This window comes from Sphingobium sp. IP1, assembly GCF_002708645.1.
GTDB classification, from domain to species: domain Bacteria; phylum Pseudomonadota; class Alphaproteobacteria; order Sphingomonadales; family Sphingomonadaceae; genus Sphingobium; species Sphingobium yanoikuyae.
Map to the genome: position 1 here is coordinate 23197 of NZ_NOIW01000020.1, position 23030 is coordinate 46226.

29 protein-coding genes are annotated in these 23030 nt (G+C 65.0%); 16 read left to right on the forward strand and 13 right to left on the reverse strand.

Annotated elements, in window-relative coordinates; all coding sequences use genetic code 11:
• Nucleotides 1-44 precede the first annotated feature (44 nt).
• Nucleotides 45-803: a class II aldolase/adducin family protein gene (locus CG471_RS09270; protein ID WP_099231713.1), complete on the reverse strand. Its 759-nt coding sequence runs from the start codon at nucleotides 801-803 to the stop codon at nucleotides 45-47.
• Nucleotides 804-1036: 233 nt separating this feature from the next.
• Here CG471_RS09270 and rpsU point away from each other — a divergent pair, with 233 nt between their 5' ends.
• Together rpsU and CG471_RS09280 are read left to right on the forward strand one after the other, a co-directional pair.
• Entirely contained in the window at nucleotides 1037-1243 is a 207-nt protein-coding gene (gene rpsU / locus CG471_RS09275; protein ID WP_004208618.1) for a 30S ribosomal protein S21, read from the forward strand.
• A gap of 83 nt (nucleotides 1244-1326) precedes the next feature.
• On the forward strand, nucleotides 1327-1908 hold the full coding sequence (locus CG471_RS09280; RefSeq protein ID WP_004208617.1) for an FKBP-type peptidyl-prolyl cis-trans isomerase: 582 nt from the start codon (nucleotides 1327-1329) through the stop codon (nucleotides 1906-1908).
• 213 nt (nucleotides 1909-2121) lie between these two features.
• Here the strand turns inward: CG471_RS09280 and CG471_RS09285 are convergent, their stop codons facing one another.
• The 6 genes from CG471_RS09285 to pyrE form a co-directional block, all read right to left on the reverse strand.
• Complete coding sequence (locus tag CG471_RS09285; protein ID WP_004208616.1) at nucleotides 2122-2448, reverse strand: hypothetical protein; 327 nt, start codon at nucleotides 2446-2448, stop codon at nucleotides 2122-2124.
• A 66-nt stretch (nucleotides 2449-2514) separates the two neighbouring features.
• The gene (locus CG471_RS09290) at nucleotides 2515-3597 is read right to left on the reverse strand and encodes an AI-2E family transporter (protein ID WP_099231676.1); all 1083 of its coding nucleotides are present in this window, start codon (nucleotides 3595-3597) and stop codon (nucleotides 2515-2517) included.
• A gap of 29 nt (nucleotides 3598-3626) precedes the next feature.
• Nucleotides 3627-4541, reverse strand: coding sequence for a signal peptidase I (gene lepB, locus CG471_RS09295; protein WP_099231677.1), 915 nt, complete (start codon nucleotides 4539-4541; stop codon nucleotides 3627-3629).
• A gap of 35 nt (nucleotides 4542-4576) precedes the next feature.
• Nucleotides 4577-4978 (reverse strand): holo-ACP synthase, encoded by a 402-nt coding sequence (gene acpS, locus CG471_RS09300; protein ID WP_004208613.1) that lies wholly within the window; start codon nucleotides 4976-4978, stop codon nucleotides 4577-4579.
• A 7-nt stretch (nucleotides 4979-4985) separates the two neighbouring features.
• Entirely contained in the window at nucleotides 4986-5717 is a 732-nt protein-coding gene (locus tag CG471_RS09305; RefSeq protein ID WP_099231678.1) for a pyridoxine 5'-phosphate synthase, read from the reverse strand.
• 1 nt (nucleotide 5718) lies between these two features.
• Nucleotides 5719-6300 (reverse strand): orotate phosphoribosyltransferase, encoded by a 582-nt coding sequence (pyrE, locus tag CG471_RS09310; RefSeq protein WP_004208611.1) that lies wholly within the window; start codon nucleotides 6298-6300, stop codon nucleotides 5719-5721.
• Between the two features lie 284 nt (nucleotides 6301-6584).
• Here pyrE and coxB point away from each other — a divergent pair, with 284 nt between their 5' ends.
• From coxB to CG471_RS09355, 10 genes are all read left to right on the forward strand, one after another.
• Complete coding sequence (gene coxB / locus CG471_RS09315; protein WP_099231679.1) at nucleotides 6585-7592, forward strand: cytochrome c oxidase subunit II; 1008 nt, start codon at nucleotides 6585-6587, stop codon at nucleotides 7590-7592.
• A gap of 14 nt (nucleotides 7593-7606) precedes the next feature.
• A complete protein-coding gene (gene ctaD / locus CG471_RS09320) occupies nucleotides 7607-9286 on the forward strand; it encodes a cytochrome c oxidase subunit I (protein WP_004208609.1) in 1680 nt (559 codons plus the stop codon).
• A 132-nt stretch (nucleotides 9287-9418) separates the two neighbouring features.
• Nucleotides 9419-10339, forward strand: coding sequence for a heme o synthase (locus tag CG471_RS09325; RefSeq protein WP_026108937.1), 921 nt, complete (start codon nucleotides 9419-9421; stop codon nucleotides 10337-10339).
• A complete protein-coding gene (locus CG471_RS30585) occupies nucleotides 10336-10473 on the forward strand; it encodes a hypothetical protein (protein ID WP_010339616.1) in 138 nt (45 codons plus the stop codon). Before CG471_RS09325 ends, CG471_RS30585 begins: the two co-directional genes overlap by 4 nt.
• The gene (locus CG471_RS09330; protein WP_099231680.1) at nucleotides 10473-11048 is read left to right on the forward strand and encodes a cytochrome c oxidase assembly protein; all 576 of its coding nucleotides are present in this window, start codon (nucleotides 10473-10475) and stop codon (nucleotides 11046-11048) included. The genes CG471_RS30585 and CG471_RS09330 overlap by 1 nt, the downstream gene beginning before the upstream one ends.
• Nucleotides 11049-11092: 44 nt before the next feature.
• Entirely contained in the window at nucleotides 11093-11923 is an 831-nt protein-coding gene (locus tag CG471_RS09335; RefSeq protein WP_004208605.1) for a cytochrome c oxidase subunit 3, read from the forward strand.
• A gap of 10 nt (nucleotides 11924-11933) precedes the next feature.
• Nucleotides 11934-12317, forward strand: coding sequence for a DUF983 domain-containing protein (locus tag CG471_RS09340; RefSeq protein ID WP_099231681.1), 384 nt, complete (start codon nucleotides 11934-11936; stop codon nucleotides 12315-12317).
• Complete coding sequence (locus CG471_RS09345; protein WP_099231682.1) at nucleotides 12314-12955, forward strand: SURF1 family protein; 642 nt, start codon at nucleotides 12314-12316, stop codon at nucleotides 12953-12955. Before CG471_RS09340 ends, CG471_RS09345 begins: the two co-directional genes overlap by 4 nt.
• Before the next feature lie 44 nt (nucleotides 12956-12999).
• A complete protein-coding gene (gene thrC, locus CG471_RS09350) occupies nucleotides 13000-14400 on the forward strand; it encodes a threonine synthase (RefSeq protein ID WP_099231683.1) in 1401 nt (466 codons plus the stop codon).
• 53 nt (nucleotides 14401-14453) lie between these two features.
• The gene (locus CG471_RS09355) at nucleotides 14454-15323 is read left to right on the forward strand and encodes a class I SAM-dependent methyltransferase (RefSeq protein ID WP_099231684.1); all 870 of its coding nucleotides are present in this window, start codon (nucleotides 14454-14456) and stop codon (nucleotides 15321-15323) included.
• Nucleotides 15324-15388: 65 nt separating this feature from the next.
• Here the strand turns inward: CG471_RS09355 and CG471_RS09360 are convergent, their stop codons facing one another.
• Together CG471_RS09360 and CG471_RS09365 are read right to left on the reverse strand one after the other, a co-directional pair.
• Complete coding sequence (locus tag CG471_RS09360; RefSeq protein ID WP_099231685.1) at nucleotides 15389-16135, reverse strand: glutaminyl-peptide cyclotransferase; 747 nt, start codon at nucleotides 16133-16135, stop codon at nucleotides 15389-15391.
• Nucleotides 16132-16869: a folate-binding protein YgfZ gene (locus CG471_RS09365; RefSeq protein ID WP_099231686.1), complete on the reverse strand. Its 738-nt coding sequence runs from the start codon at nucleotides 16867-16869 to the stop codon at nucleotides 16132-16134. Before CG471_RS09365 ends, CG471_RS09360 begins: the two co-directional genes overlap by 4 nt.
• A gap of 69 nt (nucleotides 16870-16938) precedes the next feature.
• Here CG471_RS09365 and CG471_RS09370 point away from each other — a divergent pair, with 69 nt between their 5' ends.
• Nucleotides 16939-18270: a dihydroorotase gene (locus CG471_RS09370; RefSeq protein ID WP_010339625.1), complete on the forward strand. Its 1332-nt coding sequence runs from the start codon at nucleotides 16939-16941 to the stop codon at nucleotides 18268-18270.
• 141 nt (nucleotides 18271-18411) lie between these two features.
• Here the strand turns inward: CG471_RS09370 and CG471_RS09375 are convergent, their stop codons facing one another.
• The 4 genes from CG471_RS09375 to CG471_RS09390 form a co-directional block, all read right to left on the reverse strand.
• On the reverse strand, nucleotides 18412-19020 hold the full coding sequence (locus tag CG471_RS09375; RefSeq protein WP_099231687.1) for an outer membrane protein: 609 nt from the start codon (nucleotides 19018-19020) through the stop codon (nucleotides 18412-18414).
• Nucleotides 19021-19191: 171 nt separating this feature from the next.
• Complete coding sequence (locus CG471_RS31655) at nucleotides 19192-19632, reverse strand: excalibur calcium-binding domain-containing protein (RefSeq protein ID WP_306552738.1); 441 nt, start codon at nucleotides 19630-19632, stop codon at nucleotides 19192-19194.
• A gap of 567 nt (nucleotides 19633-20199) precedes the next feature.
• A complete protein-coding gene (gene rarD / locus CG471_RS09385) occupies nucleotides 20200-21102 on the reverse strand; it encodes an EamA family transporter RarD (protein ID WP_099231688.1) in 903 nt (300 codons plus the stop codon).
• Nucleotides 21099-21320 (reverse strand): hypothetical protein, encoded by a 222-nt coding sequence (locus CG471_RS09390; protein ID WP_004208594.1) that lies wholly within the window; start codon nucleotides 21318-21320, stop codon nucleotides 21099-21101. Before CG471_RS09390 ends, rarD begins: the two co-directional genes overlap by 4 nt.
• 162 nt (nucleotides 21321-21482) lie before the next feature.
• Here CG471_RS09390 and CG471_RS09395 point away from each other — a divergent pair, with 162 nt between their 5' ends.
• The 3 genes from CG471_RS09395 (at nucleotide 21483) to CG471_RS09405 (ending at nucleotide 22963) form a co-directional block, all read left to right on the forward strand.
• On the forward strand, nucleotides 21483-22214 hold the full coding sequence (locus CG471_RS09395) for a hypothetical protein (RefSeq protein WP_180275655.1): 732 nt from the start codon (nucleotides 21483-21485) through the stop codon (nucleotides 22212-22214).
• A gap of 142 nt (nucleotides 22215-22356) precedes the next feature.
• Entirely contained in the window at nucleotides 22357-22722 is a 366-nt protein-coding gene (locus CG471_RS09400; RefSeq protein ID WP_099231690.1) for a hypothetical protein, read from the forward strand.
• Nucleotides 22712-22963 (forward strand): hypothetical protein, encoded by a 252-nt coding sequence (locus tag CG471_RS09405; protein WP_257211487.1) that lies wholly within the window; start codon nucleotides 22712-22714, stop codon nucleotides 22961-22963. The genes CG471_RS09400 and CG471_RS09405 overlap by 11 nt, the downstream gene beginning before the upstream one ends.
• Nucleotides 22964-23030: the final 67 nt, after the last annotated feature.

Consider the following 23030-nt stretch of genomic DNA (forward strand, 5'->3'; position numbering starts at 1 on the left):
GCCTCCGTCCGCGGCAAGCGGACAGAGGCGGGGGAGGCAGGGCGCTAGTCCCGCCAGCTCCTGTCGGTGCGGTCGATCAGGCGGACCATCGCCTGGAAATCGGGCACGCCGACGCCGACCGGCAATTGCACGCCGGCAAGATCGCGCTGATGCACGGCGATGACGTCGGCGGGGATCTCCACCGGCGTGCCGGCGGCGCAGGCGGCAACCTGAATCTCGCAGGCGCGCTGGAGCATCCATTGCATCAGGAAGGCTTCGGGCAGGCTCTTGGCCATCACCAGCGTGCCATGGTTGCGCAGCATCATGATTCGCCGCGCGCCCAGATTGGCGATCAGCCTTTCCCCTTCCTCCGGCCGGATCGTGACGCCTTCAAATTCATGATAGGCGATCCGCCCGGCAAAGGCGGCGGCGTAGAAATTGATCGGCCGCAGCCCTTCCTGCGTGGCGCTGACGGCCATGCCCGCCGTGGTATGGGTGTGGATGATGCAATGGGCGTCGGCCAGGTGGCGGTGGAACACGCTATGCTGGGTGAAGCCGGCGCGATTGACCGGATAGGGGCTGCCGTCCAGCACATGGCCGTCGATATCGATCTTGACCAGGTTGGACGCCGTCACCTCGCTGTAGAGCAGGCCGAACGGGTTGATGAGGAAGGCATTTTCCTCATCGGGCACGCGCAGGGTGATATGATTGTAGATCAGTTCCGACCAGCCGAAATGGTCGAAGATGCGGTAGCAGGCGGCGAGCTGCTGGCGCGCCTCCCATTCGGCAGGCGACATGTCGGGCTGTCTGGCGGCACTTGCCATGGCCATCCTCCTTTATATTATGGGCGCCACTATCCTCCGCTCGACGCATTCTGTCGAGGGAAAGGGCGTGAAAGCCCTGCAGGGGTTGAATTTGCGCGACTCTGCTGGTAGGGCGCGCCCCACATGCCTCAGGGTGACCTGTGGCGACTCACGGATTTTTATATTCGGTCGGCCCGTCGGGAGGGTTTCTTTCCTGGCGATCCGCCCGTTTTCGATTGGAGATTGACGGACTTATGCAGATCATCGTTCGCGACAACAATGTCGACCAGGCCCTCCGCGCGCTCAAGAAGAAGCTGCAGCGTGAAGGCGTGTATCGCGAAATGAAGCTGCGTCGTCACTACGAGAAGCCCTCGGAAAAGCGTGCGCGCGAAAAGGCGGCTGCTGTCCGCCGCGCCCGCAAGCTGGAGCGCAAGCGCGCCGAGCGCGACGGCGTCCGTTAAGGACTGCCGATATCAGGACGGCCGGTTCGCGGTCGTCCTGACTCTTTGCTGATTTCCCGTTCTTCATTGCGAGGCGTTCGCCCATGTCCACGACGGCTGTCCCCCTTCGTCCTATCGCCAAGGGGTCGCTGACGCGACTCTGGATCGGTGTCGCCGCGATCGCGCTGGCGGCCGGTGGTCTGGCCTGGGCAGGGCAGCAGGGCGTGGAAGCATCGCCGGCCGCCTTCCTGACGCAGAACGCCCATGCCAAGGGCGTGGTCACGACCGAGTCGGGCCTGCAGTACCAGGTGCTGGAGGAAGGCAGCGGGCCGAGCCCGACGACCGCCGACGTTGCGCTGGTGGGCTATAAGGGCACGCTGCTCGACGGCACCGTGTTCGACGAGAATCCGCAGACGCCGATGCCGGTCGACGGCGTGGTGCCGGGCTTCTCCGAAGGCCTGCAGAAGATGAAGAAGGGCGGCAAGTATCGCCTGTGGATCCCGCCGCAGCTTGGCTATGGCGAACAGGCCGCCGGCCCGATCCCGGCCAATTCGGTGCTGGTGTTCGATGTCCAGCTGCACGACTTCAAGTCGCGCGCGGAAATCATGCAGATGCAGCAGCGGATGCAGCAGATGCAGGGTGGCATGCCGCAGGGCGCCGTTCCGCAGGGCGTGCCGGGCAACTGATCCGATCGATCCGAGAGTAGAGAAGGGCCCGGTTTCCGGGTCCTTTTTCTTTGCTGGTCAGAGTCTGTCTGAAAAATGCGCGAAAGGGCGCATTTTTGATACGGTACCGGCCCACACCCCCACCCGACCGCCCATCAGGGTACCATATCTGGGTGGTCGGGTGGGGGGTGTGGGCCGGTGCGGCTGCGCCAGAGGCGCAGTCCGGACAAATGCTCAGAGGCTGGCCTGATCGCCGGGGGCCGATGGCGGGAAGGCCAGGCCTTCGGCGCTGCCAATCTTTTCCTCGCCGGTGAACAGGCGGTCGAGTCGCGCCTTCACGTCGCGCCGATATTCGACGCAGGACACCGAACGCGGCGCGCCAATGTCGATATCGTCGGCGATCGCCGACTTGATCCGTTCCAGCGCGTCATTGTCGAGGATGCCGGCCCGATGCAGTTCCCGGCAGAGCTGGACCATGCCGGCGGCGGTTGCCTGGGCCCGCATGCCGACATTGGTCAGTTCGAAATGCAGCTTCTTCTGCTGCTCCATTGCCACGGTCATGCCATTCTCTCCTTTCGCTTTAGGATAGAAGCGCAGGAGCAATCGTTACGTTCCGGGACGCATTCGTCAATCGCCGTTTTTATCGTCGCTTTTCAGGATGGTCTGCCCTGCCAGAGCCTTGGACCGTTCCTCCAGATAGACCTTGATCATGGCGACGATCGGATCGGCCAGGAACAGGCCGAGGATACCGAACAGCGCGCCCAGCAGGATCTGCGCCGCCAGCACCAGCGCCGGGGCCAGATCGGTCGCGCGCTTGGCCACCATCGGCACGATCAGATAGCCGTCGATGATCTGCACCGCCATGTAGACGCCAAAGGCATAGAGGCCGGTATGGGTGCCGCCCGAAAAGCCGACAAGGACGATCAGCACGCCGGAGATGATCGCGCCGATATTGGGCAGGAAGGCGAGCAGGCCGGTGAGGATGCCGAGCAGACCCGCCATCGGCACGCCGCCCGCCCACAGCAGCAGCCATACGCCCACGCCCTCCACCGCCATGCCGATCAGCCGGCCGAACATCAGCCGGCGCAGGGTAAAGGCCATCTTGTCGGCGACGGTGTAGAAATGGGCGCGCTTGTCCATCGGCAGCATCCAGGCGACGCCGCGCTCGTACAGCTTGGGTTCGACCGCGATGAAAATCGCCAGCACCAGCATCATGACACCGCTGGTGATCGCGCCGACGGCGGTGCCGACGGCGGCGGTAACCCTGCCCATGGAACTCATCGCCTGCTGGGCCAGGCCCTTGAGGTCTTCGGGCGTGGTGGTGATGCCAAGCTGCTGCATCCAGCCGCCGACCCGTTCCACCTGCGCCTCGACGATGGTGCGCATCGCCTGCGCCTGGGCGGCCAGGCTGGAGCCGGTGAGGTAGAAAGTATAGGCGAGGAAGGCGACGACGGCGAGCAGGACGATCGTCAGCCGCCAGCCCCGGCCGATCGGCAGCACACGGCCCAGGAGGCGGGTGCCGCCATCCATCATGGTGGTAAAGACCAGCGCGCCCAGGATCAGCATGATCGGCTGGGCCAGCAGCACGATCAGCGCGATGCCGATCGCCATCGCGAACCAGACGCCCGCCCGCTTGATCTCATGCTGGACCAGCGGGCTGCGCAATTCGCTGGGACCGGGTTGCTCGATATGCTGCTGCGCGTCGCTCAAACCCGGAACCCCCAATCAATCGCTGTGAACTATTTCGCCTCGGTAACGCTCTGGGGGCGCAGGCTGTTCCCGGCGCGGCCGCCACGGAAGGCATGGAACCAGCTGAGCGGGTTCCAGCTCGAATCGCCGTCCAGGCTGAAGGTGATGAATTCGGCGCGGCCGCCGATCGCTTCCCACGGCACCGGGCCGCCCAGGCCATTTTCCTCCAGCGGCGCGCGGCTGTCGGCGCTGTTGTCGCGATTGTCGCCCATCAGGAAGACATGGTCGGCGGGCACGCGGACCGGGCCATACCAGTCGAGCGCGCTCGGCCCCATGTCGATCGTGACATAGGTCTTGCCGTTGGGCAGCACTTCCTGTCGCACCGGCAGCTCGCACCAGCTCTTGCCCGCCTTGTCGGTCACCAGCGCGCCGGGAAACTGCATCGGCGGGCAGGGGGCGTTGCCGTCGACCGCTATGCGCAGGGGCTTGAGCACCTTTTGCGGCACCGGCACGCCGTTCAGGATCACCTGGCCGCCGCGCACCTCGACGATGTCGCCGGGCAGGCCGATGACCCGCTTGATATAATCCTCGCGCCGGTTCTGGGGCGAGACGATGACGATGTCGCCACGCTCGGGCAGATGGCCCAGGATGCGCCCCTTCAGGAAGGGCAGCGGATGGAAGCTGGGGCTGACATAGGACCAGCCATAGGGGAATTTGCTGACCACCAGCCGGTCGCCCTTCAGCAGCACCGGCATCATCGATTCCGACGGGATGTAGAAGGGTTTGGCGACGAAGCTGTGGAAGGCCAGCACGGCGAGGATAAGCAGCACGATGCTCTTCACCTCATGCCACCAATTCACCCCGCTGCTGCCGGCCCCGCTATTGCCTGCCTCCTTGTCGTCGGCTGCCGTTTCGGGCGCGGCGGGGGGCAGGGGATCGGTTTGGGTCATGTCGACTGCCGTCATGGAAGGGCTATGCTCGGATGGGGAGGGCGGCCCGCTCAAAGCGGCAGCGCCTCGATGATGACGAAGGCCTGCGCCCATGGATGATCGTCCGTGAGCGTCAGGTGAATGACCGGCTTGTAGCCCGCCGGGACCATCGATGCCAGCCGCTGTGCCGCGCCGCCGGTCAACGCCAGCGTGGGCGCGCCGCTGGGCGCGTTGACGACGCCGATATCCTTCATGAAGACACCGGCCTTGAAGCCGGTGCCGACCGCCTTGGAAAAGGCCTCCTTGGCCGCGAAGCGCTTGGCCAGCGTGCCGGCTTTGGTAAACGGCCGGCGTTCCGCCTTGGCCTGTTCGACATCGGTGAAGACGCGCTGGACGAACCGGTCGCCGAAGCGGTCGAGCGAATTCTGGATCCGCTCGATATTGCAGAGATCGGAGCCGAGGCCGATGATCATGCGGCGGTCACCGCGCCAAATCCATCTGGCGCCGCATTTCGCGGATGCTGGCTTCCAGCCCGCCGAAGATCGCCTCGCCGATCAGGAAATGGCCGATATTGAGTTCGGCGATCTGCGGGATGGCGGCGATCGGCGCGACATTGTCGAAGGTGAGGCCATGGCCGGCATGCGGCTCGATGCCGTTCTTGGCGGCGAGCGCGGCGGCGTCGGCAATGCGGCGCAACTCGACCGCGCGGGCCTCGCCGGTCAGATGGGCATAGGCGCCGGTATGGAATTCGACCACGGGCGCGCCAAGCTGGATCGCGGCCTCGATCTGGGCGGCGTCGGCCTCGATGAACAGGCTGACGCGGATGCCGGCCTCGGTGAGTGCGGCGACGATCGGGCGCAGCACCGCGATCTGGCCGGCGGCGTCGAGGCCGCCCTCGGTCGTGCGCTCCTCGCGCTTTTCCGGCACGATGCAGGCGGCATGCGGCTTGTGCTTGAGGGCGATGCCCAGCATTTCCTGCGTCGCCGCCATTTCCAGGTTCAGCGGCACGTCGAGCGCCGCCATCAGCATCGCGATATCCTCGTCGCGGATATGGCGGCGATCCTCGCGCAGATGCGCGGTGATGCCGTTGGCGCCGGCTTTCACCGCCAGCAGCGCGGCCTTGACCGGATCGGGATGTTCGCCGCCCCGCGCGTTGCGGATCGTCGCCACATGGTCGATATTGACCCCCAGGCGCAGCGGAACGGCGGCCATCTTACTGCTTCCGGCTGCCGGGCTTGATCGCCGGCACCGCTTCCAGTTCGGGCGGCAGCTGATCGGCGTCATAGACCGGGAAATTGATGCTCACGAGCGGGTAGAAGGGGACGCCCAGGTCCACTTCGCCGGCCGAACGATCGACCAGCGCCACTTCGGCGACGACGATGCCGCCTTCGCGCTCGACCGCTTCGATCGCCTGGCGCGAGGACAGGCCGGTGGTGACGACGTCTTCCACCATCAGCACTTTCTGCCCCGGCGATATGGCAAAGCCGCGGCGCAGTTCGAACACGCCCTCGGGCCGTTCCAGGAACACCGCATCCTTGTCGAGCGCGCGGCCGACTTCATGGCCGATGATCAGGCCGCCCATGGCGGGCGACACGACCAGGTCGATCTCCTGGCGCAGCTCGCGCGGCAGCTGCTGCACGGTGGCGCGGGCCAGCTTGCCGGCGCGTTCGGCATTCATCAGCACGCGGGCGCACTGCAGGTAATTGGCGCTGCGGCGGCCCGACGACAGGATGAAATGTCCTTCGAGCAGCGCACCTGCTGCCCGGAATTCTGCCAATACTTCTTCGTCGGTCATTCCGCCCTGTTCCACTATTCCGTTGCGGGAGGTCGCGCAAAAACGGCGCCCGGCCCGCCCATATCGCACGGGCATGACATGCCCATGATCGCGCACCTGTGCGCGAGGTGCGAGATAGGCGGGAGCGGGGGGCGGTGCAACAGCGAAGAAAATCTGGTCCACACTGACTTGAGGCAGAAAAATTCGTTGCCTATAAGCCGCCACATAGACCGAACGGGCGGGCACGACGCGAAAGTGGACGTTCCCGTTGCAGCGGCAACAAGGGGTTAGGGGTAGATGAGGCTATGAAAAAGGTGAGATCGCTCATTCTGGCCGGCTTGCTGGCAATGGCGCCGGCAACGGTGATGAGCCCGATGGCATTGGCGCAGGAGAATGCCGCCGCTGCCGCCCCCGCTGCTGACAATGCAGCTATATCGACCGAATCACCCGACAATGCGACGGACCCTGCGGCCGAAGCCGCGCCCGCCGCCAAGGTCGCCGCGCCGCCGCGGATGAAGCCGACCGAAGGCATCGGCATGCCCAAGCCCGGCGAGATCACGCTGCAGGAGCAGTTCACCTCCACCGGCCACACCGCGCGCTGGCTGCACGACAAGATGCTGCTGCCGCTCATCACCATCATCTCGGTCTTCGTGCTGCTGCTGATGCTCTATGTGATGGTGCGCTATCGCCGCTCCGCCAACCCGGTGCCGTCCAAGACCTCCCACAACACCGTCATCGAAGTGGTGTGGACGCTGGTCCCGGTCCTCATCCTGCTGGTGATCGCGATTCCCTCGATCGGCCTGCTGGCCGACCAGTATAAGCCCGCGCCCAAGGATGCGCTGACCGTGAAGGTCACCGGCTATCAATGGTATTGGGGCTATGAATATCCCGACAACGGCATCCCCGAATTCGTGTCGAACATGCTGCCCGAGGACAAGGCGAAGGAAAATGGCGAGCCCTATCTGCTCGCGCCCGACAATCGCCTGGTCCTGCCGGTCGGCCGCCCGGTCAAGCTGATCATCACCGGCGCCGACGTGATCCACAGCTTTGCCGTGCCTTCGCTCTGGGTGAAGATGGACGCCGTGCCCGGACGCCTGAACGAGAAGAGCTTCACCATCGAGAAGCCGGGCGTCTATTATGGCCAATGTTCGGAACTGTGCGGCGCGCGCCACGGCTTCATGCCGATCGCGATCGAGGCGCTGCCCCCGGCCCAGTTCGACCAGTGGGTCCAGTCGCAGGGCGGCACGCTGAAGGGCGCAGCGGCGGAGAAGACGGCTGAAGCCGCTGCCGCTACTGCTGAAAAGAAGATCTGAGGGGTAGGAACGTCATGACCACCATCACCGCCGACCATCATGGCGATCATCATGGCGACCATGCCCATGATCATCATGATGCCGACCACAAGCCGGCCTTCTTCCAGCGCTGGTTCATGTCCACCAACCACAAGGACATCGGCACCCTCTATCTGATCTTCGCGATCATGGCCGGCCTGATTGGCGGCGCCATTTCCGGCCTGATGCGCATGGAATTGCGCGAGCCGGGCATCCAGTTCCTGCATATCTGGGCGCAGTGGAGCGACGGTCCCGCCGCGACGCTGGACCAGGCCTATCACCTCTGGAACGTGCTGATCACCGCCCATGGCCTCATCATGGTCTTCTTCATGGTGATGCCCGCGATCATCGGCGGCTTTGGCAACTGGTTCGTGCCGATCATGATCGGCGCGCCGGACATGGCCTTCCCGCGGATGAATAATATCAGCTTCTGGCTGCTCATCCCCGCCTTCCTGCTGCTGCTCGGCTCCACCTTCGTACCCGGCGGCACCGGCAATGGCGCGGGCACCGGCTGGACCGTCTATGCGCCGCTGTCGACCAGCGGATCGGCCGGCCCAGCCGTCGACATGGCGATCCTGTCGCTGCACATCGCCGGCGCCAGCTCGATCCTGGGCGCGATCAACTTCATCACCACCATCCTCAACATGCGTGCGCCGGGCATGACCCTGCACAAGATGCCGCTGTTCGTCTGGTCGGTGCTGGTCACCGCCTTCCTGCTGCTGCTGGCGCTGCCGGTGCTGGCCGCTGCGATCACCATGCTGCTGACCGACCGCAATTTCGGCACCACCTTCTATGATGCGGCCGGTGGCGGCGATCCCGAACTCTACCAGCATCTCTTCTGGTTCTTCGGCCACCCCGAAGTCTATATCATGATCCTGCCGGGCTTCGGCATCGTCAGCCAGATCGTCTCGACCTTCAGCCGCAAGCCGGTGTTCGGCTATCTCGGCATGGCCTATGCCATGGTCGCGATCGGCGTGGTCGGCTTCGTCGTCTGGGCGCACCACATGTTCACCACCGGCATGTCTGTGAATGTGAAGATGTATTTCACCGCCGCCACCATGGTCATCGCGGTGCCGACCGGCATCAAGATCTTCTCGTGGATCGCGACCATCTGGGGCGGGTCGATCAGCTTCAAGACGCCGATGGTATGGGCGCTGGGCTTCATCTTCCTGTTCACCGTGGGCGGCGTGACCGGCGTGGTGCTGGCCAATGGCGGCGTCGATGACGTGCTGCACGACACCTATTATGTGGTCGCGCACTTCCACTATGTGCTCTCGCTGGGCGCGGTCTTCTCGCTGTTCGCGGGCTTCTATTACTGGTTCCCGAAAATGACGGGGCGCATGTATAATGAAGTGCTGGGCCAGCTCCATTTCTGGGTCTTCTTCATCGGCGTGAACCTGCTGTTCTTCCCGATGCACTTCCTGGGCCTGAGCGGCATGCCGCGCCGTTATCCCGACTATCCCGAGGCGTTCGCCTATTGGAACAAGATCGCGACCCACGGCTATGAGATCATGGCGGTCGGCGTGCTGATCTTCCTGGTCAATGTCTTCTGGTCGCTGTTCGCCGGCAGACGCGCCGAGGGCAATCCCTGGGGCGAAGGCGCGACGACGCTGGAATGGACGCTGACCAGCCCGCCGCCCTATCACCAGTTCGAGACCCTGCCGGTCATCGACTGATCGCCATGCGGGTGCCCGGCCTAGACCGGGCACTCCATCCCCCTGCGGCGGGGCAGATGGGTAGGACCGTCTGTCCATTTGCCGGAATCGGTCAGGGCCTGTATGGGGCGCCGGCTGATCGAAGAGGAGTTTATGGCCAGTTCGCCGCTTTCGTCCGGGGCTAATGCCCCCGTCCTGCCCGCTCATTGGCGCGATTTCGTCGCGCTGACCAAGCCGCGCGTGATGACGCTTGTGGTGTTCACGGGCCTGTGCGGGCTGCTCGCCGCGCCCGGCCATATCCATCCGGTGCTGGGCTTTACCGCGATATTGTGCATCGCGCTGGGCGCCGGCGCGGCCGCCGCGCTCAACCAGTGGTGGGAAGCCGACATCGACGCCAAGATGAAGCGCACTGCCAGCCGGCCGCTGCCCGCCGGCCGGATGGAGCGGCAGACGGCGCTGCATTTCGGCGTCGGCCTGTCCTTCTTCTCGGTGATCCTGATGGGGATGGCGACCAACTGGCTGGCCGCCGCGGTGCTGACCGTCTCGATCCTCTTCTATGTCTTCATCTATACCATCTGGCTGAAACCCCGGACGGCGCAGAATATCGTCATCGGCGGCGCGGCCGGCGCCTTCCCGCCGGTGATCGGCTGGGCGGCGGTGACGGGCGACATCACCGCGCTGCCGATCGCGCTGTTCATGCTGATCTTCTTCTGGACGCCGCCCCATTTCTGGGCGCTCGCGCTGTTCGTGAAGACCGATTATGCCGCCGCCGGCATTCCGATGCTGCCGGTCGTTTCGGGCGAGGTCGTCACCCGGCGCCAGATCCTCTTCTACACCTTCATCATGGCGGTTGCGGCGCTGGCCCCGGTCGCGCTGCACCTGACCGGCGCGATCTATGGCACGGCGGCGCTGGTCGGCACCGCGATCTTCGCGGCCATGGCCTTCCAGGTCTATCTGCGCCGCGAGACCGACCCCGCACGCATGGCGCCGGAAAAGCGGCTGTTCAAATATTCGATCCTCTATCTCTTCCTGCTGTTCGGGGCAGTGGTCGTCGACCGCTGGCTGCTGGCATGAGTCCGGAAGATCAGGATCAGGTGCGTGCGCGGCAAAAGTCCCGTGCGCTGGTGACCGGGCTGCTGCTCGGCTTCCTCGCCATCCTCTTCTTCGCCATCACTTTGGCGAAGATCGGCGCGAGCCATAATATCTGATGGCCTCGCTCCCGCCCTCGCCCTTTGACCGCGACCGCCGCAACCGGCGGACGCTGGTGGCGATGGCGGGCATCGGCCTGGCGATGCTTGCTTTGGGCTTCGCTTCGGTCCCGCTCTATCGCATCTTCTGCCAGACCACCGGTTTCGGCGGCACGACCCAGCGCGCGGCAGCCGATGTGAAGCTGACCCCGGTGGCCGGGCGGACCATGTCGATCCGCTTCGATTCCAATGTCCAGCCCGGCATGCCCTGGGAATTTCGGCCCGAACATCGCACCGACACGGTGACCGTGGGGGGCCGCGACATGGCGATTTTCATTGCGAAGAACCTGTCCGACAAGCCGGTGACCGGCACCGCCAGCTTCAACGTCACGCCGACCCAGGCCGGCGCCTATTTCACCAAGATCCAGTGTTTCTGCTTCACCCAGCAGACGCTGCAGCCCGGTGAGGAAGTGCGCATGCCGGTCATCTATTATGTCGATCCCAAGATATTGCAGGATCCCGACAACAAGGACACGCAGCAGATAACGCTCAGCTACACCTTCTATCCTGTTGAGCAGGGGAAGCAGCCAAGCTAAGCTGACGAGAATAACCGAAAAACAGGGAAGAGGTAGAAACCGTCATGGCAGGCGCCAAGAACCACGATTATCATATCCTTCCGCCCAGCATCTGGCCGCTGTTCGGCTCGATGTCGGCGCTGGTGATGGCGATGGGCGCGATCATGTGGATGCATCCCGACGCGATGCCTGCCGGCGGTGGCTGGATCTTCCTGATCGGTGTGGCCGGTGTCCTCTTCACCATGTTCAGCTGGTGGAGCAATGTGATTGCCGAGGCGCATGCCGGCGATCATACGCCGGTGGTCCAGCTGCATCTGCGCTATGGCATGATCCTGTTCATCGCGTCGGAAGTCATGTTTTTCGTCGGCTGGTTCTGGGCCTTTTTCGACTTCTCCCTCTTCCCCAGCGAACTGGCGCCGATCGAGGGGATGTTCCCCTCCAAGGGCATCGAGGTGATGAACGCGTTCGAGCTGCCCTTGCTCAACACGCTGATCCTGCTCTGCTCGGGCACCACCGTGACCTGGGCGCATCATGCGCTGATCCATGGCGATCGCGAAGGGCTGAAGAAGGGCCTGTGGTGTACCGTGATCCTGGGCGCGCTGTTCAGCTGCATCCAGGCCTATGAATATATGCACGCGCCGTTCCCGTTCGGCGGTTCGCCCTATAGCTCGGCCTTCTACATGGCGACCGGCTTCCATGGCTTCCATGTGCTGGTCGGCACCATCTTCCTGGTGGTGAACCTGATCCGCGCCTATAAGGGCGACTTCACCCCGCGCCAGCATTTCGGCTTTGAAGCGGCCGCCTGGTACTGGCATTTCGTCGACGTGGTGTGGCTGTTCCTGTTCGCCGCCATCTATGTCTGGGGCGGCTGGGGCGCGCCGATCCACGGCGGCTGATGGTTCAGGGATGACGGCGAAGGCGACAGGCATGGACCTGCTTGCGGCCTCCGCCCGCGGCCTTTGCCCCCGTTGCAGCGCACCGACCCTGTTCGAAGGGCCGGTGCGTTTTGCGTCGGGCTGCCGCCAGTGCGGGCTGGACTATGGCCAATATAATGTTGGCGACGGGCCGGCGGCTTTCCTGACGCTGATCATCGGCGCGGTCATGGTCGCGCTGGCGCTGACGCTGGAACTGACGGTCCATCCGCCGCTATGGCTGCACCTGCTGCTCTGGGCGCCGCTGACCGCCGGCGCCGTCGTCGGCAGCCTGCGCGTCGCCAAGGGCGCGCTGCTGACGCTCGAATATCGCAAGGATGCCCGCGACGGGCGGGTGGTGGAGAAGAAGGACGCATGAGCGGACGGCGCATCCCGATTGTCCCGACCCTGCTGGTCTGTGTCGCGATCGTAGTCATGATCGCGCTCGGCATCTGGCAGTTGCAGCGCCGGGGCGAGAAGGAGACCATGCTGGCGCTGGCCGCCAGCAATGTGTCGCGCCCGGCCGTCGCCTTCCCGGAAATGCCGCCGGTGCCCGACGAACTGCTGTTCCGCCCATCCTCGGTCCATTGCCTGCGCGTCGTCGGCTGGCAGGTGGAGGCCGGGCGCGCCGCCGACGGATCGACCGGCTATCGCCATATCGCCCAATGCGCGACCGGCGCCGAAGGGCCGGGCGCACTGGTCGCGGTCGGCGTCGGCCAGAAGCCGGATGACAAGCCGGCCTGGACCGGCGGACAGGTCGAAGGCTGGATTTCGCAGGAGCCCGATCATCGCTCGCTCCTGTCGCGCGCCAGCGGCAGGACCATGCCGCTGCGGCCGATGCTGGTCGCGCGCGCCGCGCCGCCGGGCCTGAAACCCATGGCGCCGCCCAGCACCGCCGACGTGCCCAACAATCATCTCGCCTATGCGGTGCAATGGTTCATTTTTGCCGCGCTGGCAGCAATAATCTATCTGCTTGTCCTGCGCCGACGCAATGCGGAGCCGCCAAGGCCGTCGTAAACACTTGCCCCGGCGCGCCCGCGTCGCTACCGCGCTTTCCCATTATGCAATATGTCAGCACCAGGGGAAGCGCACCGGCGCTCGGTTTTGAAGATGTCACGCTGGCGGGCCTGGCGTCCGACGGCGGGCTTTATGTGCCCGAAAGCTGGCCGCAATTTTCCGCTGCCGACGTTCGCGCGCTCGCCGGTCTTTCCTATGTCGAAACCGCCGTGCGGGTCATGGCGCCATTCGTCGCCGGCTCGCTGAGCGAAGAGGAACTGCGTGACCTCTGCACCGCCGCCTATGGCCGGTTCAGCCATGACGCGGTGACGCCGCTGGTCCAGCTCGACAATCGCCACTGGATGCTGGAACTGTTCCATGGTCCGACCCTGGCGTTCAAGGATGTCGCGCTCCAGCTGCTCGGCCAGCTGTTCGAGCGCTTCCTGTCGCGCCGCGACGACCATCTGACCATCGTCGGCGCCACATCGGGCGACACCGGTTCGGCCGCGATCGACGCGGTCGCCGGCCGCGAGAAGGTCGACATCTTCATGCTGCATCCCGAGGGCCGCGTGTCCGACGTGCAGCGCCGCCAGATGACCACGGTGTTGGCGCCGAACGTGTACAATATCGCGATCGACGGCAGCTTCGACGATGCGCAGGCGCTGGTGAAGCGCATGTTCAACGATGCGGACTTCAAGGCGCGCTTCAACCTGTCGGCGGTGAACAGCATCAACTGGGCGCGGCTGATGGCGCAGGTCGTCTATTATTTCTACGCCGCCGTGCGGCTGGGGGCGCCCGATCGCCCGATCGCCTTCTCGGTGCCGACCGGCAATTTCGGCGATGTCTTCGCCGGCTATGTCGCGTCGAAAATGGGCCTGCCGGTCGCCAGGCTGGTGGTCGCCACCAACGTCAACGACATCCTCCACCGCGCCCTGTCGGAGGGCGACTATAGCCAGGGCCAGGTCGTGCCGACCGCCACGCCCAGCATGGACATTCAGGTCAGCTCCAATTTCGAGCGGCTGCTGTTCGATGCCGGCGGCCGTGACGGCATCGCGCTCGCCCAGCAGATGCAGGGTTTCGAGGCGAGCAAGGCGATGCGCCTCACCAATGCCCAGCGCGAGGGCGCGGCCAACCTGTTCACCTCCGCCCGGATCGATGCCGATGGCATGACCATGGCGATGCGCTGGGCGTTCGACGCCGCCGGGCAGGTGATCGACCCGCACAGCGCCATCGGCCTCGCCGCCGCGCGCGAGGCGGACATCGACCCGTCGATCCCGGTGGTGACGCTGGCGACCGCCCATGCCGCCAAGTTCCGCGACGCGGTGGAACGGGCGACCGGCACGCGGCCGCCGCTGCCCGCACGGGTCGGCGACCTGTTCGCGCGCGAGGAAAGCTATGCCAAGCTGCCCGGCACGTTCGAGGCGGTGACCGCCTATGTCGCGGAGCGGGCGACGCCGCGCGGCTGATCGCGGGTTGATCCCCTCTCGACAGGAGCGGCGCAAGAGACGATGAGGCCGGAATGGAACTCAAGACTCTCATCGGCGAACCCTGGTCCGACTATGGCCTGATCGACTCGGGCAACGGCCGCAAGCTCGAACGCTATGGCCGTTTCCGCTTCATCCGCCCCGAACCGCAGGCGATGTGGGCGCCGGCGACGCAAGACTGGCGCGCCGACGGCGAATTCATCCCCGGCTCTGACGAGGATGGCGGCGGCCGCTGGTATTATGACAAGCCGGTCCCGGCCGAAGGCTGGCCGCTGCACTGGAAGGAAGTGACCTTCCAGTCGAGCTGCACCCCCTTCCGCCATCTCGGCTTCTTCCCCGACATGGCGCCGGTGTGGGACTTCATGCGCGCCAGCACGACCGACAAGCCCGAGGCGGAGGTGATGAACCTGTTCGGCTATACCGGCGTCGGCACGCTGGGCATGTCGGCGGCCGGCGCCCGCATGGTCCATGTCGATGCGTCGAAGAAATCGGTGGCGCAGGCGCGGGCGAACGCGGACCTGTCGGGCATGGGCGACCGGCCGATCCGCTGGATCGTCGAGGACGCGGCCAAGTTCGTCGCGCGCGAAGTGCGGCGCGGCCGCCGCTATGACGGCATATTGCTCGACCCGCCCAAATATGGCCGCGGCCCCGACGGCGAAGTGTGGCGGCTGGAAGAGGATCTGCCGGGCCTCATCGCCAATTGCCGCCAGTTGCTCGACGCCGACAGTCGCTTCCTCTTCCTCACCGTCTATGCGGTGCGCATGTCGGCGCTGGCGATCGGCGAATTGCTGCGCCAGGCCTTTGCCGACCTGCCCGGCGAGGTGGAAGCGGGCGAACTGACCGTGCGCGAGGAAGCCCGCGGCCTGCTGCTCCCCACCGCCATCTGGGCACGCTGGAAGCGGTAAACGGAAGGGCGACGCCTATAAACCCTCTCCCGCAGGCGGGAGAGGGCTTTCAGCTGCGCCCTTGGCTATTTCCCGACCCTGATCTCGAACAGTTTCGGCCAGTTCTTGCCGGTGATGAAGACGCGATCGCTCTTCGCGTCATAGGCGATGCCGTTGGCGACGGCTTCGCTGTCGGTGACGCCGGCCTGTTTGCGCAGCGGGGCGACGTCGATCCAGTCGATCACGCCGCCGCTGCGCGGGTCGATCCGGGCGATCTTCGTGTCGTACCAGACATTGGCCCAGATCTCGCCCTTCACCCATTCCAGCTCATTGAGCCGGTCGACCGCGCGGCCGTTCCAGGTGACGGTGATGCGGCGCTGTTCGCCCAGCGTCTCGGGGTCGAGGAAGCGCAGCTGCGCGCTGCCGTCGCTCATGATGATCGACCGGCCATCCTGGGTCAGGCCCCAGCCTTCGCCTTCATAGCGGAAGGTGGACAGGGGCGAGAAATCGTCCAGCTTCCACACGAAGCCCTGGCGGTGGCGCCAGGTCAGGCTGACCAGCTTGCCGCCCCAATTGACGATGCCCTCGCCGAAATAGGGCTGCTCGACCACGCGGCGCTGCTCGACCTTGCCGGTCTTGAGCGCGACCTTGCGAATCTCCGACTGGCCTTCAAGGCCGGTGCTCTCATAAAGCGCGCCGTCGAGGTAGAAGAGACCCTCGGTGAAGGCCGCCGGGTCATGCGGATAGGCCTTGACCAGTGTCCAGGGCGTTTCCGCCCGCGCCGGCATGGTCAGGGTGAAGGCGCAGGCAAGCGCCAGCAGCCATTGCCTCATTCGGCGGCCTGCGCGGCGATCGCGGTGGCGAGCCAGGCGGGCAGGGTGGCGGGGTCGATCGCCTCCACCCGTTGCAGCTCGATCGACAGGTTGAGGTCGGGCAGGGCGGCGCGCTGGCGCTTCTCGTCGGCCTGCTCCAGCGGCACCGCGACCAGCCGCCGGTTCACCTTGTTGCGATAATGCATGCGGGCCGTGTTTTCCTGGCCGACATAGCAGCCCTTGTCATAATCGACGCCGTGCAGTTCCTCGGCATTGGATTCGAGCCACAGCGTCTGGTCCTGCCCCAGTTCCGCCGCGCCTTCGAACACCCCAAGCGACAGCCGATGCGCGCGAAACGCGGCGGAGGCGTCGCCATCGCTCGCCGGCGCCAGCCAGCGCGCGCCCAGGTCTGGCAGGCGCGGGTCGCGCGGCTTGTCGGCCGCATCGATCGCCCAATGCACCGCCAGCGACTCATCGCGCGCGATCACCACCTTGCGCCGCAGCCGGTATATGGTCAGCCGCTTCGCCAGCGCATCGGCCTGCGCCGCCTCGCAGTCGATCAATATATCGCCGTCATCGCCCCACAGGATGAAGTCGAACAGCGCCTTGCCCTGCGGCGTCAGCAGCGCGGTCCAGCGCGCTTCGCCGTCTTTCAGCGTCAGCACGTCGCGGGTCAGCAGCCCCTGCAGGAAGGGACGCGCCTCTTCGCCGGAAATGCGCAGCACCGCGCGGTCGGTAAGGGTGGTATCGGTCATCGGCTTTAGGTAGGACGGCGGCACGACTTCGCCAAGCGGTTCGCGCGAACAGCAGACAGGAATATCGCCATGACCCAGACCTTCGACATGATCCTCAAGAACGGCACCGTCCATACGCCGGGCGGCGCGGAGCAGGTGGATGTGGGCGTGCGCGGCGGCAAGATCGTCGCCATCGGCACCAGCCTGGGCGATGCGGGCGAAGTGATCGACTGCACCGGCCTCGACGTGCTGCCCGGCTGCATCGACAGTCAGGTGCATTTCCGCGAGCCGGGGCTGGAATATAAGGAGGATCTGGAATCGGGCAGCCGCGCTGCGGTGCTGGGCGGCGTCACCGCCGTGTTCGAAATGCCCAACACCAATCCCAATACCGACACCGCCGAGCGGGTGCATGACAAGCTGAAGCGCGCCCATCATCGCATGTGGTGCGACCATGCCTTCTATGTCGGCGCGACGGCGGAAAATGCCGAGCAACTGAAGGAACTGGAGCGCATTCCCGGCACCTCCGGCGTCAAGATCTTCATGGGCGCGTCGACCGGCAGCCTGCTGGTCGATGATGACAATGCGCTGGCCCGCGTGCTGGCGTCGGGCACCCGCCGCGTCGCCATCCATGCCGAGGACGAGACGCGGATGAACGCGCGCAAGGATTACCGGGTCGAGGGCGATCCCTCGTCCCACCCCGTCTGGCGCGACGATGAAAGCGCGATGATCGCGACGAAGCGGATCATCGCGCTCGCCCGCAAGGCGCGCCGTCGCATCCACATCCTGCACGTTACCACCCCGGCGGAGCTGGAATATATCGGCCAGAACAAGGATGTCGCGACCTGCGAAGTCACGCCGCAGCATCTGACCCTGGCCGGCGAGGACGCCTATCCGCGGCTGGGCACCTATGCCCAGATGAACCCGCCGATCCGCAGCGCGGCGCATCGCGACGGCCTGTGGTTCTGGCTCAACCAGGGCGTGCCCGACGTGCTGGGCAGCGACCATGCGCCGCACACGATCGAGGAAAAGGCGAAGGTCTATCCCGCCTCGCCCAGCGGCATGCCGGGCGTGCAGACGCTGGTGCCGTTGCTGCTCAACCATGTCGCCGAAGGGCGGCTGACGCTGCGCCGCTTCATCGAACTGACCTCGTCGGGGCCGCAGCGCGTGTTCGGCCTGACCTGCAAGGGCCGCATCGCGCTCGGCTATGATGCCGACTTCACCGTGGTCGACCTCAAGAAGAAATGGACCGTCGGCAAGGACTGGCTCGCCTCGCGCTGCGACTGGTCGCCGTTCGACGGCATGGACCTGACCGGCAAGGCGATCGGCACCATCATCCGCGGCAACCGCGTGATGTGGGAAGACAGCCTCGCCAATCAGGCGGTCGGCGAACCGGTCCGGTTCGAGGCGACCGAGTTCAACTGACCGGGTCAGGCCGTCGCGAGGGACGGCCTCCAGCCCAGACATAAAAATGGCCCTGACCATCCGAAGACGATCAGGGCCGCAAGTCGTACCGAAAAGAATTCCGGGCCGGTCGCTCAGCCACGTTTGCCGAGCAAGATCAGATTAGAAGCGAAAACCGCCCGTTACCGCAATCTGATGGCGCGACGCGGCGATGCCGGTGTTGAAACCGTCATAGCTGTAGTTGCCATAGTCGCTGTAGCGATATTCCAGGCGGGCAAAGTTTCCTGCGTTGGCGAATTCGATGCCGCCGCCGACGCGGTAACCGTCAAGGTTGTCGCCTTCGCTGGCGCTGTCGCCATCATAGCTGACCGAGAGCTTCGCGCGGGCGTTGGTGTAGCCGCCCTTGGCATACAGCATCAGGTTCTGCGACACCGGGAAACCAAGGCGTGCGCCGACATAGATGTCGCGGCCAGCCGACAGCTTCCAGCGATCGCCATCGACAAGAACGTCGGTTGCGGTTTCCTTGACGGTGGAGTCGCTGACTTCACCTTCAACGCCGATTACCAGAGTGCCGATGTCATAGTCATAGCCAGCGGTCAGGCCATAGAGGAAGCCGCCCTTGCTATCGTCGAGATCGTCGTAGGACAGATTGACACTGTCATAGCCAACGGTCGCACCGACCTTAAAGCCGCCGAAATTCGAGGCTTCCTGCGCGTACGCGGGAGCCGACACAGCAGCCAGAGCGGCCGCCGCGAAAAGAACGTTCTTCAAATTACAAACCCCTGATATTGATGCACAAAGTTATCGTGCGACCCTTGCTGGCTCAAATAGGGGGGGAAGCCGTTAGGGCAACCTTGGTTTCGTTTCCAAACCGTTTCGAGGATGGATTGTGACAATTATGTCGCGTTGCGATTTGTCGGGATGGATTGACGATGATTGGGGTTATCGTCCCCGATATGGCTCACATGCGATGCCATCCCCGTCGCCATCCATATGTGCCCCATAGCCCGGCTGCCCCCGGTGGATTGGCGCAGCGCCGGCTGCACGGGCGTCGGCGCAATTCCGATACGACCATGTTCCCGATCCCGTTGGAGTTTGGGCGCGTGGCCTGCGCTGAGGAGTGGCGCTAGAACCTGAAGGCTGCTGGGCGTCCAGTTCGTCCGCTGACATCGGGCGATCCCGGATCGTGTCGCGGGTCGGTCGCCACTCTGATATGACTTCGTCGGCGGCGCTGGCTTCGGGGACCGTCGTTGAGGTGGACATGTATCTGCTACCACCGCCTACGGTGACGCCGACCAGCCCGGCGACCGCAAACGACTTCAAGGCGAAATTGTTACGCATGTGGGGCATATTGCCGATCGAGAGTAAAGGATCGGTTTGCATTCGAGGGCGGTGCCGATCCGGTGCCCCATTGGCGCGACTCGCTTTGATGGGAGCCGCGCTGCCGCGCGGCGGTCAGATGGTTTCCGGCCTTGAAGTGAGAGGCCTGCCAGCGGGCCTGTTCGAGATTGCATCAGTGATATGGATAGCCATGGGACAAGCGCGAGGCGGCGTGCCAACGATTATGTCCAGTATCAAACATTCTCTTCCAAAACCCGTCAGTCCGTTTCCTACCCATTCCGGCCGATCCGATAAAAATCCTGTCCTACAGCCATGCGCCCGGTATAAACTTCCGGCCGGCTCCTTTCTATCGTCAACCCATTCTATTCCGGCCGTTTTTTCTGATCGGCCCAATATCCCGCATGGCGCACACGCGTAAACTTCCGCGCGCCTTCAGCTAAGGCATTGAAAAGACGTTGTTATGATTGGGGTGAAACGTCATCGGGCAGCCGCTATCGCCGCCTGATCGGTCAAGTTTCGCCTCTTGCGACCAAGTAATCCCGCAGTTTGGGCCTTCTCGCCCACCATGCACGCCCATCCGCTACCCCGAACGGACTGTCCAGACCGGGGTCAGGCCGTGGCCAGCCGGTTGCGGCGGGCGGCGGCATAGCTGTCGCTGGCGAAGAGGATGAGGCCCAGCCAGATCAGGCCGAAGCTCAGCATCTGGCCCTGGCTCAGCGTCTCGCCCAGCAGCACCACGCCGCACAGGAATTGCAGCGTCGGCGCCAGATATTGCAGCAGCCCCAGCGTCGCCAGCGGCAGGCGCTGGGCGGCGGTGGCGAACAGCACCAGCGGCACGGTGGTGACGCCGCCGGCCAGGATCAGCAGGCCGGTGGTCGGCACGTCCTGGCCAAAGCTGATGCCGCCATGGCCCGCCAGCCAGATCAGGTAGCCGATCGCGGGCGCGACCAGCAGCAGCGTCTCGACGCCGAGGCCCGTCATCGGCGCGACCGGGGTGAGCTTGCGGATCAGGCCATAAAGGGCGAAGCTGATCGCCAGCGCCAGGCTGATCCACAAGGTGGTGAGCGCGGCCGCAGCCAGGATGGCGACGCCGATGGCGGCGATCGCGATCGCCAGCATCTGTCCGCGCCGCAGCCTTTCCTTGAGTATGACGACGCCGAGGCCGACGCTGACCAGCGGGTTGAGGAAATAGCCCAGGCTGCAGGCGACGACATGGCCGTCATTGACCGCCCAGACATAGACCAGCCAGTTGATCGCGATCATCACCGCCGATGCCATCAGCGGCAGGACCAGCCGGGGCGTGCGCAATGCCGCGACGAAGGCGGCCAGCCCCTTGCGCGCGGCCAGCAGCACCAGGATCAGGATGACCGACCAGATCACCCGCTGGGTCACGATCTCGATCGGGTCGACATGATGCAGCAGGCGGAAGAAGAGCGGCAGCATCCCCCAGATGCTGTAGGTGCCGATCGCGGCGATGACGCCCTTGCGGGCTTCGCTTTCCGCGATGGTCACAGGATGCCGCCGCCCAGGAACAGGCGCAGCGCGCCAAAGGCGGCGACGATCAGGCAGAAATTCTGCCCGCCCTTTTTCGACGACATCAGGCCGATGAAGGCGCCGAACAGCGCCATCGGCACCAGCAGCCAGTTGAGCGCGCCGAGCAGCGGAAACACCGCCGGGATCATCAGGACAAGGGTGACAAGACCGATCAGGGCTGACAGAAGGTTGAGCATAGTCCGACTGATGGCGGCTTTGCTGTCCCGGAACAAGACAAGCGACCATGCCACCCGGCAGAAACTGGCCCTGCGATGGGTTAGGGGCGTCTATGCACCCTGAATGCGAACGGAAAGTCCCGCTATCCGTTCTATGTGCCGGGTTATGAAGGAGCGAGGCGGATGGCGATTTCCAGACAAGTTGGTGTGATGGCGTTGCTGCTGGCGCTCGCGGCCTGTGGCAAGGGCGGCAAGGACGGCAATCTTGCCGCGCTGGACGACCAGTTGACCAACAATGCCGCGGACCCGGCGGTCAAGGGCGCGCTGGCCGATGATATCGTCGTCGATCCCAATCTGGTCGGCCAGTCGAACCGCAATGCCGTGCGCAGTGCCGATCGTGCCGCCAATGGCGCCCTGCCGGTGCTGGGCGGTGACGCCGGCAAGGCACAGGCGGAAGCGGCCAAGCTGCTCTCCGCGCCGGCACCGGTCAGCGGTCCGATCAAGAACAGCCCGATGACGCTGGGCGGGCTGGCGCGCGAACAGGCGCAACTGGGCGGCGGCAGCAATGCCGGCTGCGCCAAGAAGCTGGTCTATGGCATGCAATGGGCCAGCCGTATGCCCGATCCCTTCACCCTCTATCCTGGCGCGCAACTGACCGAGGCGGCGGGCGCGGAAAAGGACGGCTGCACCCTGCGCGCGGCGAGCTTCGTGACGGCGGTGCCCAAGCAGGGCGTGATCGACTATTATTATACCCAGGCGCGCCGTGCCGGCTTCGATGCGGAACATCGCATCGTCGAGGGCGACAATGTGCTGGGCGGCACGCGCAAGGCCGATGGCAGCGCCTATTTCATCGTCTTCACCAATGCGCCGGGCGGCAAGACGGGCGTCGACATCATCGCCGACCACGGTCGATAAGAAGGGGCATAAGGGGAAGTGGGCCTTTGCTGAACCGGGGCGCTTTGTTTCCAAAACGGAAACGATCTGTCGTCCTTTTGCCGGCTACAAGCCCGACCCGTGCATCGCTACATCGCCTGCAACAACAGGTGGGATCAAGGCGATGCAACACTCCGTCTTCAACCGGGCCGATACGGCCAATGACAATGTCGGCGAACCCTTTGACGCGCAGGAGCGCCAGGTGCTCTGGCTGGCCGATAGCGATCCGGCCAGTTCCGTGCCTTCGGTCCGCGCGCCGCTCGGCCGGTTGCGCAGCTTCCTGCGCGGCCCGGAGCCGACCTACACCCTGGCCAATCCGCGGCTGGAAACGCTGCGCCAGAGCGCGATCATCCTGCGCACCGGCCGGTCGCTGACCGGCGAGGAGCTGGAGGCGTTCGATGCGGCGGGTTTCTCGCGCGAGCAACTCGACCTGCTGCGCGTGCTCTACACGACCGGGGATGCCCGGCGGGCGGTGGTCCGTGCGGCCTGATCCTTCCGGCAGCGCGCTGCGCCAGCCGCCGATGCAGGCGTTGGAGATGGTGCGCGCATTCCATCTGGCGCATCCGCGTGTCGTCACGCGGATGGCGTTGTTCGTCCTGATCCTGTTCGTGGAAATCGCCTTGTTCAGCGGCATCAACGGCATGGTCGATGATCTGCTGGTATCCTTCGTGGCGACGGTCGCGGCGTCGCTCTTGTTCCTGCCGATGATGGTCAGCGGCCAGGCGCGGTGATCGCGGATGCCGCGCCCGACTGGCGCCAGCCGGGCGGAGCGTGTAGCACCGGTCCGACGCGGCAGGA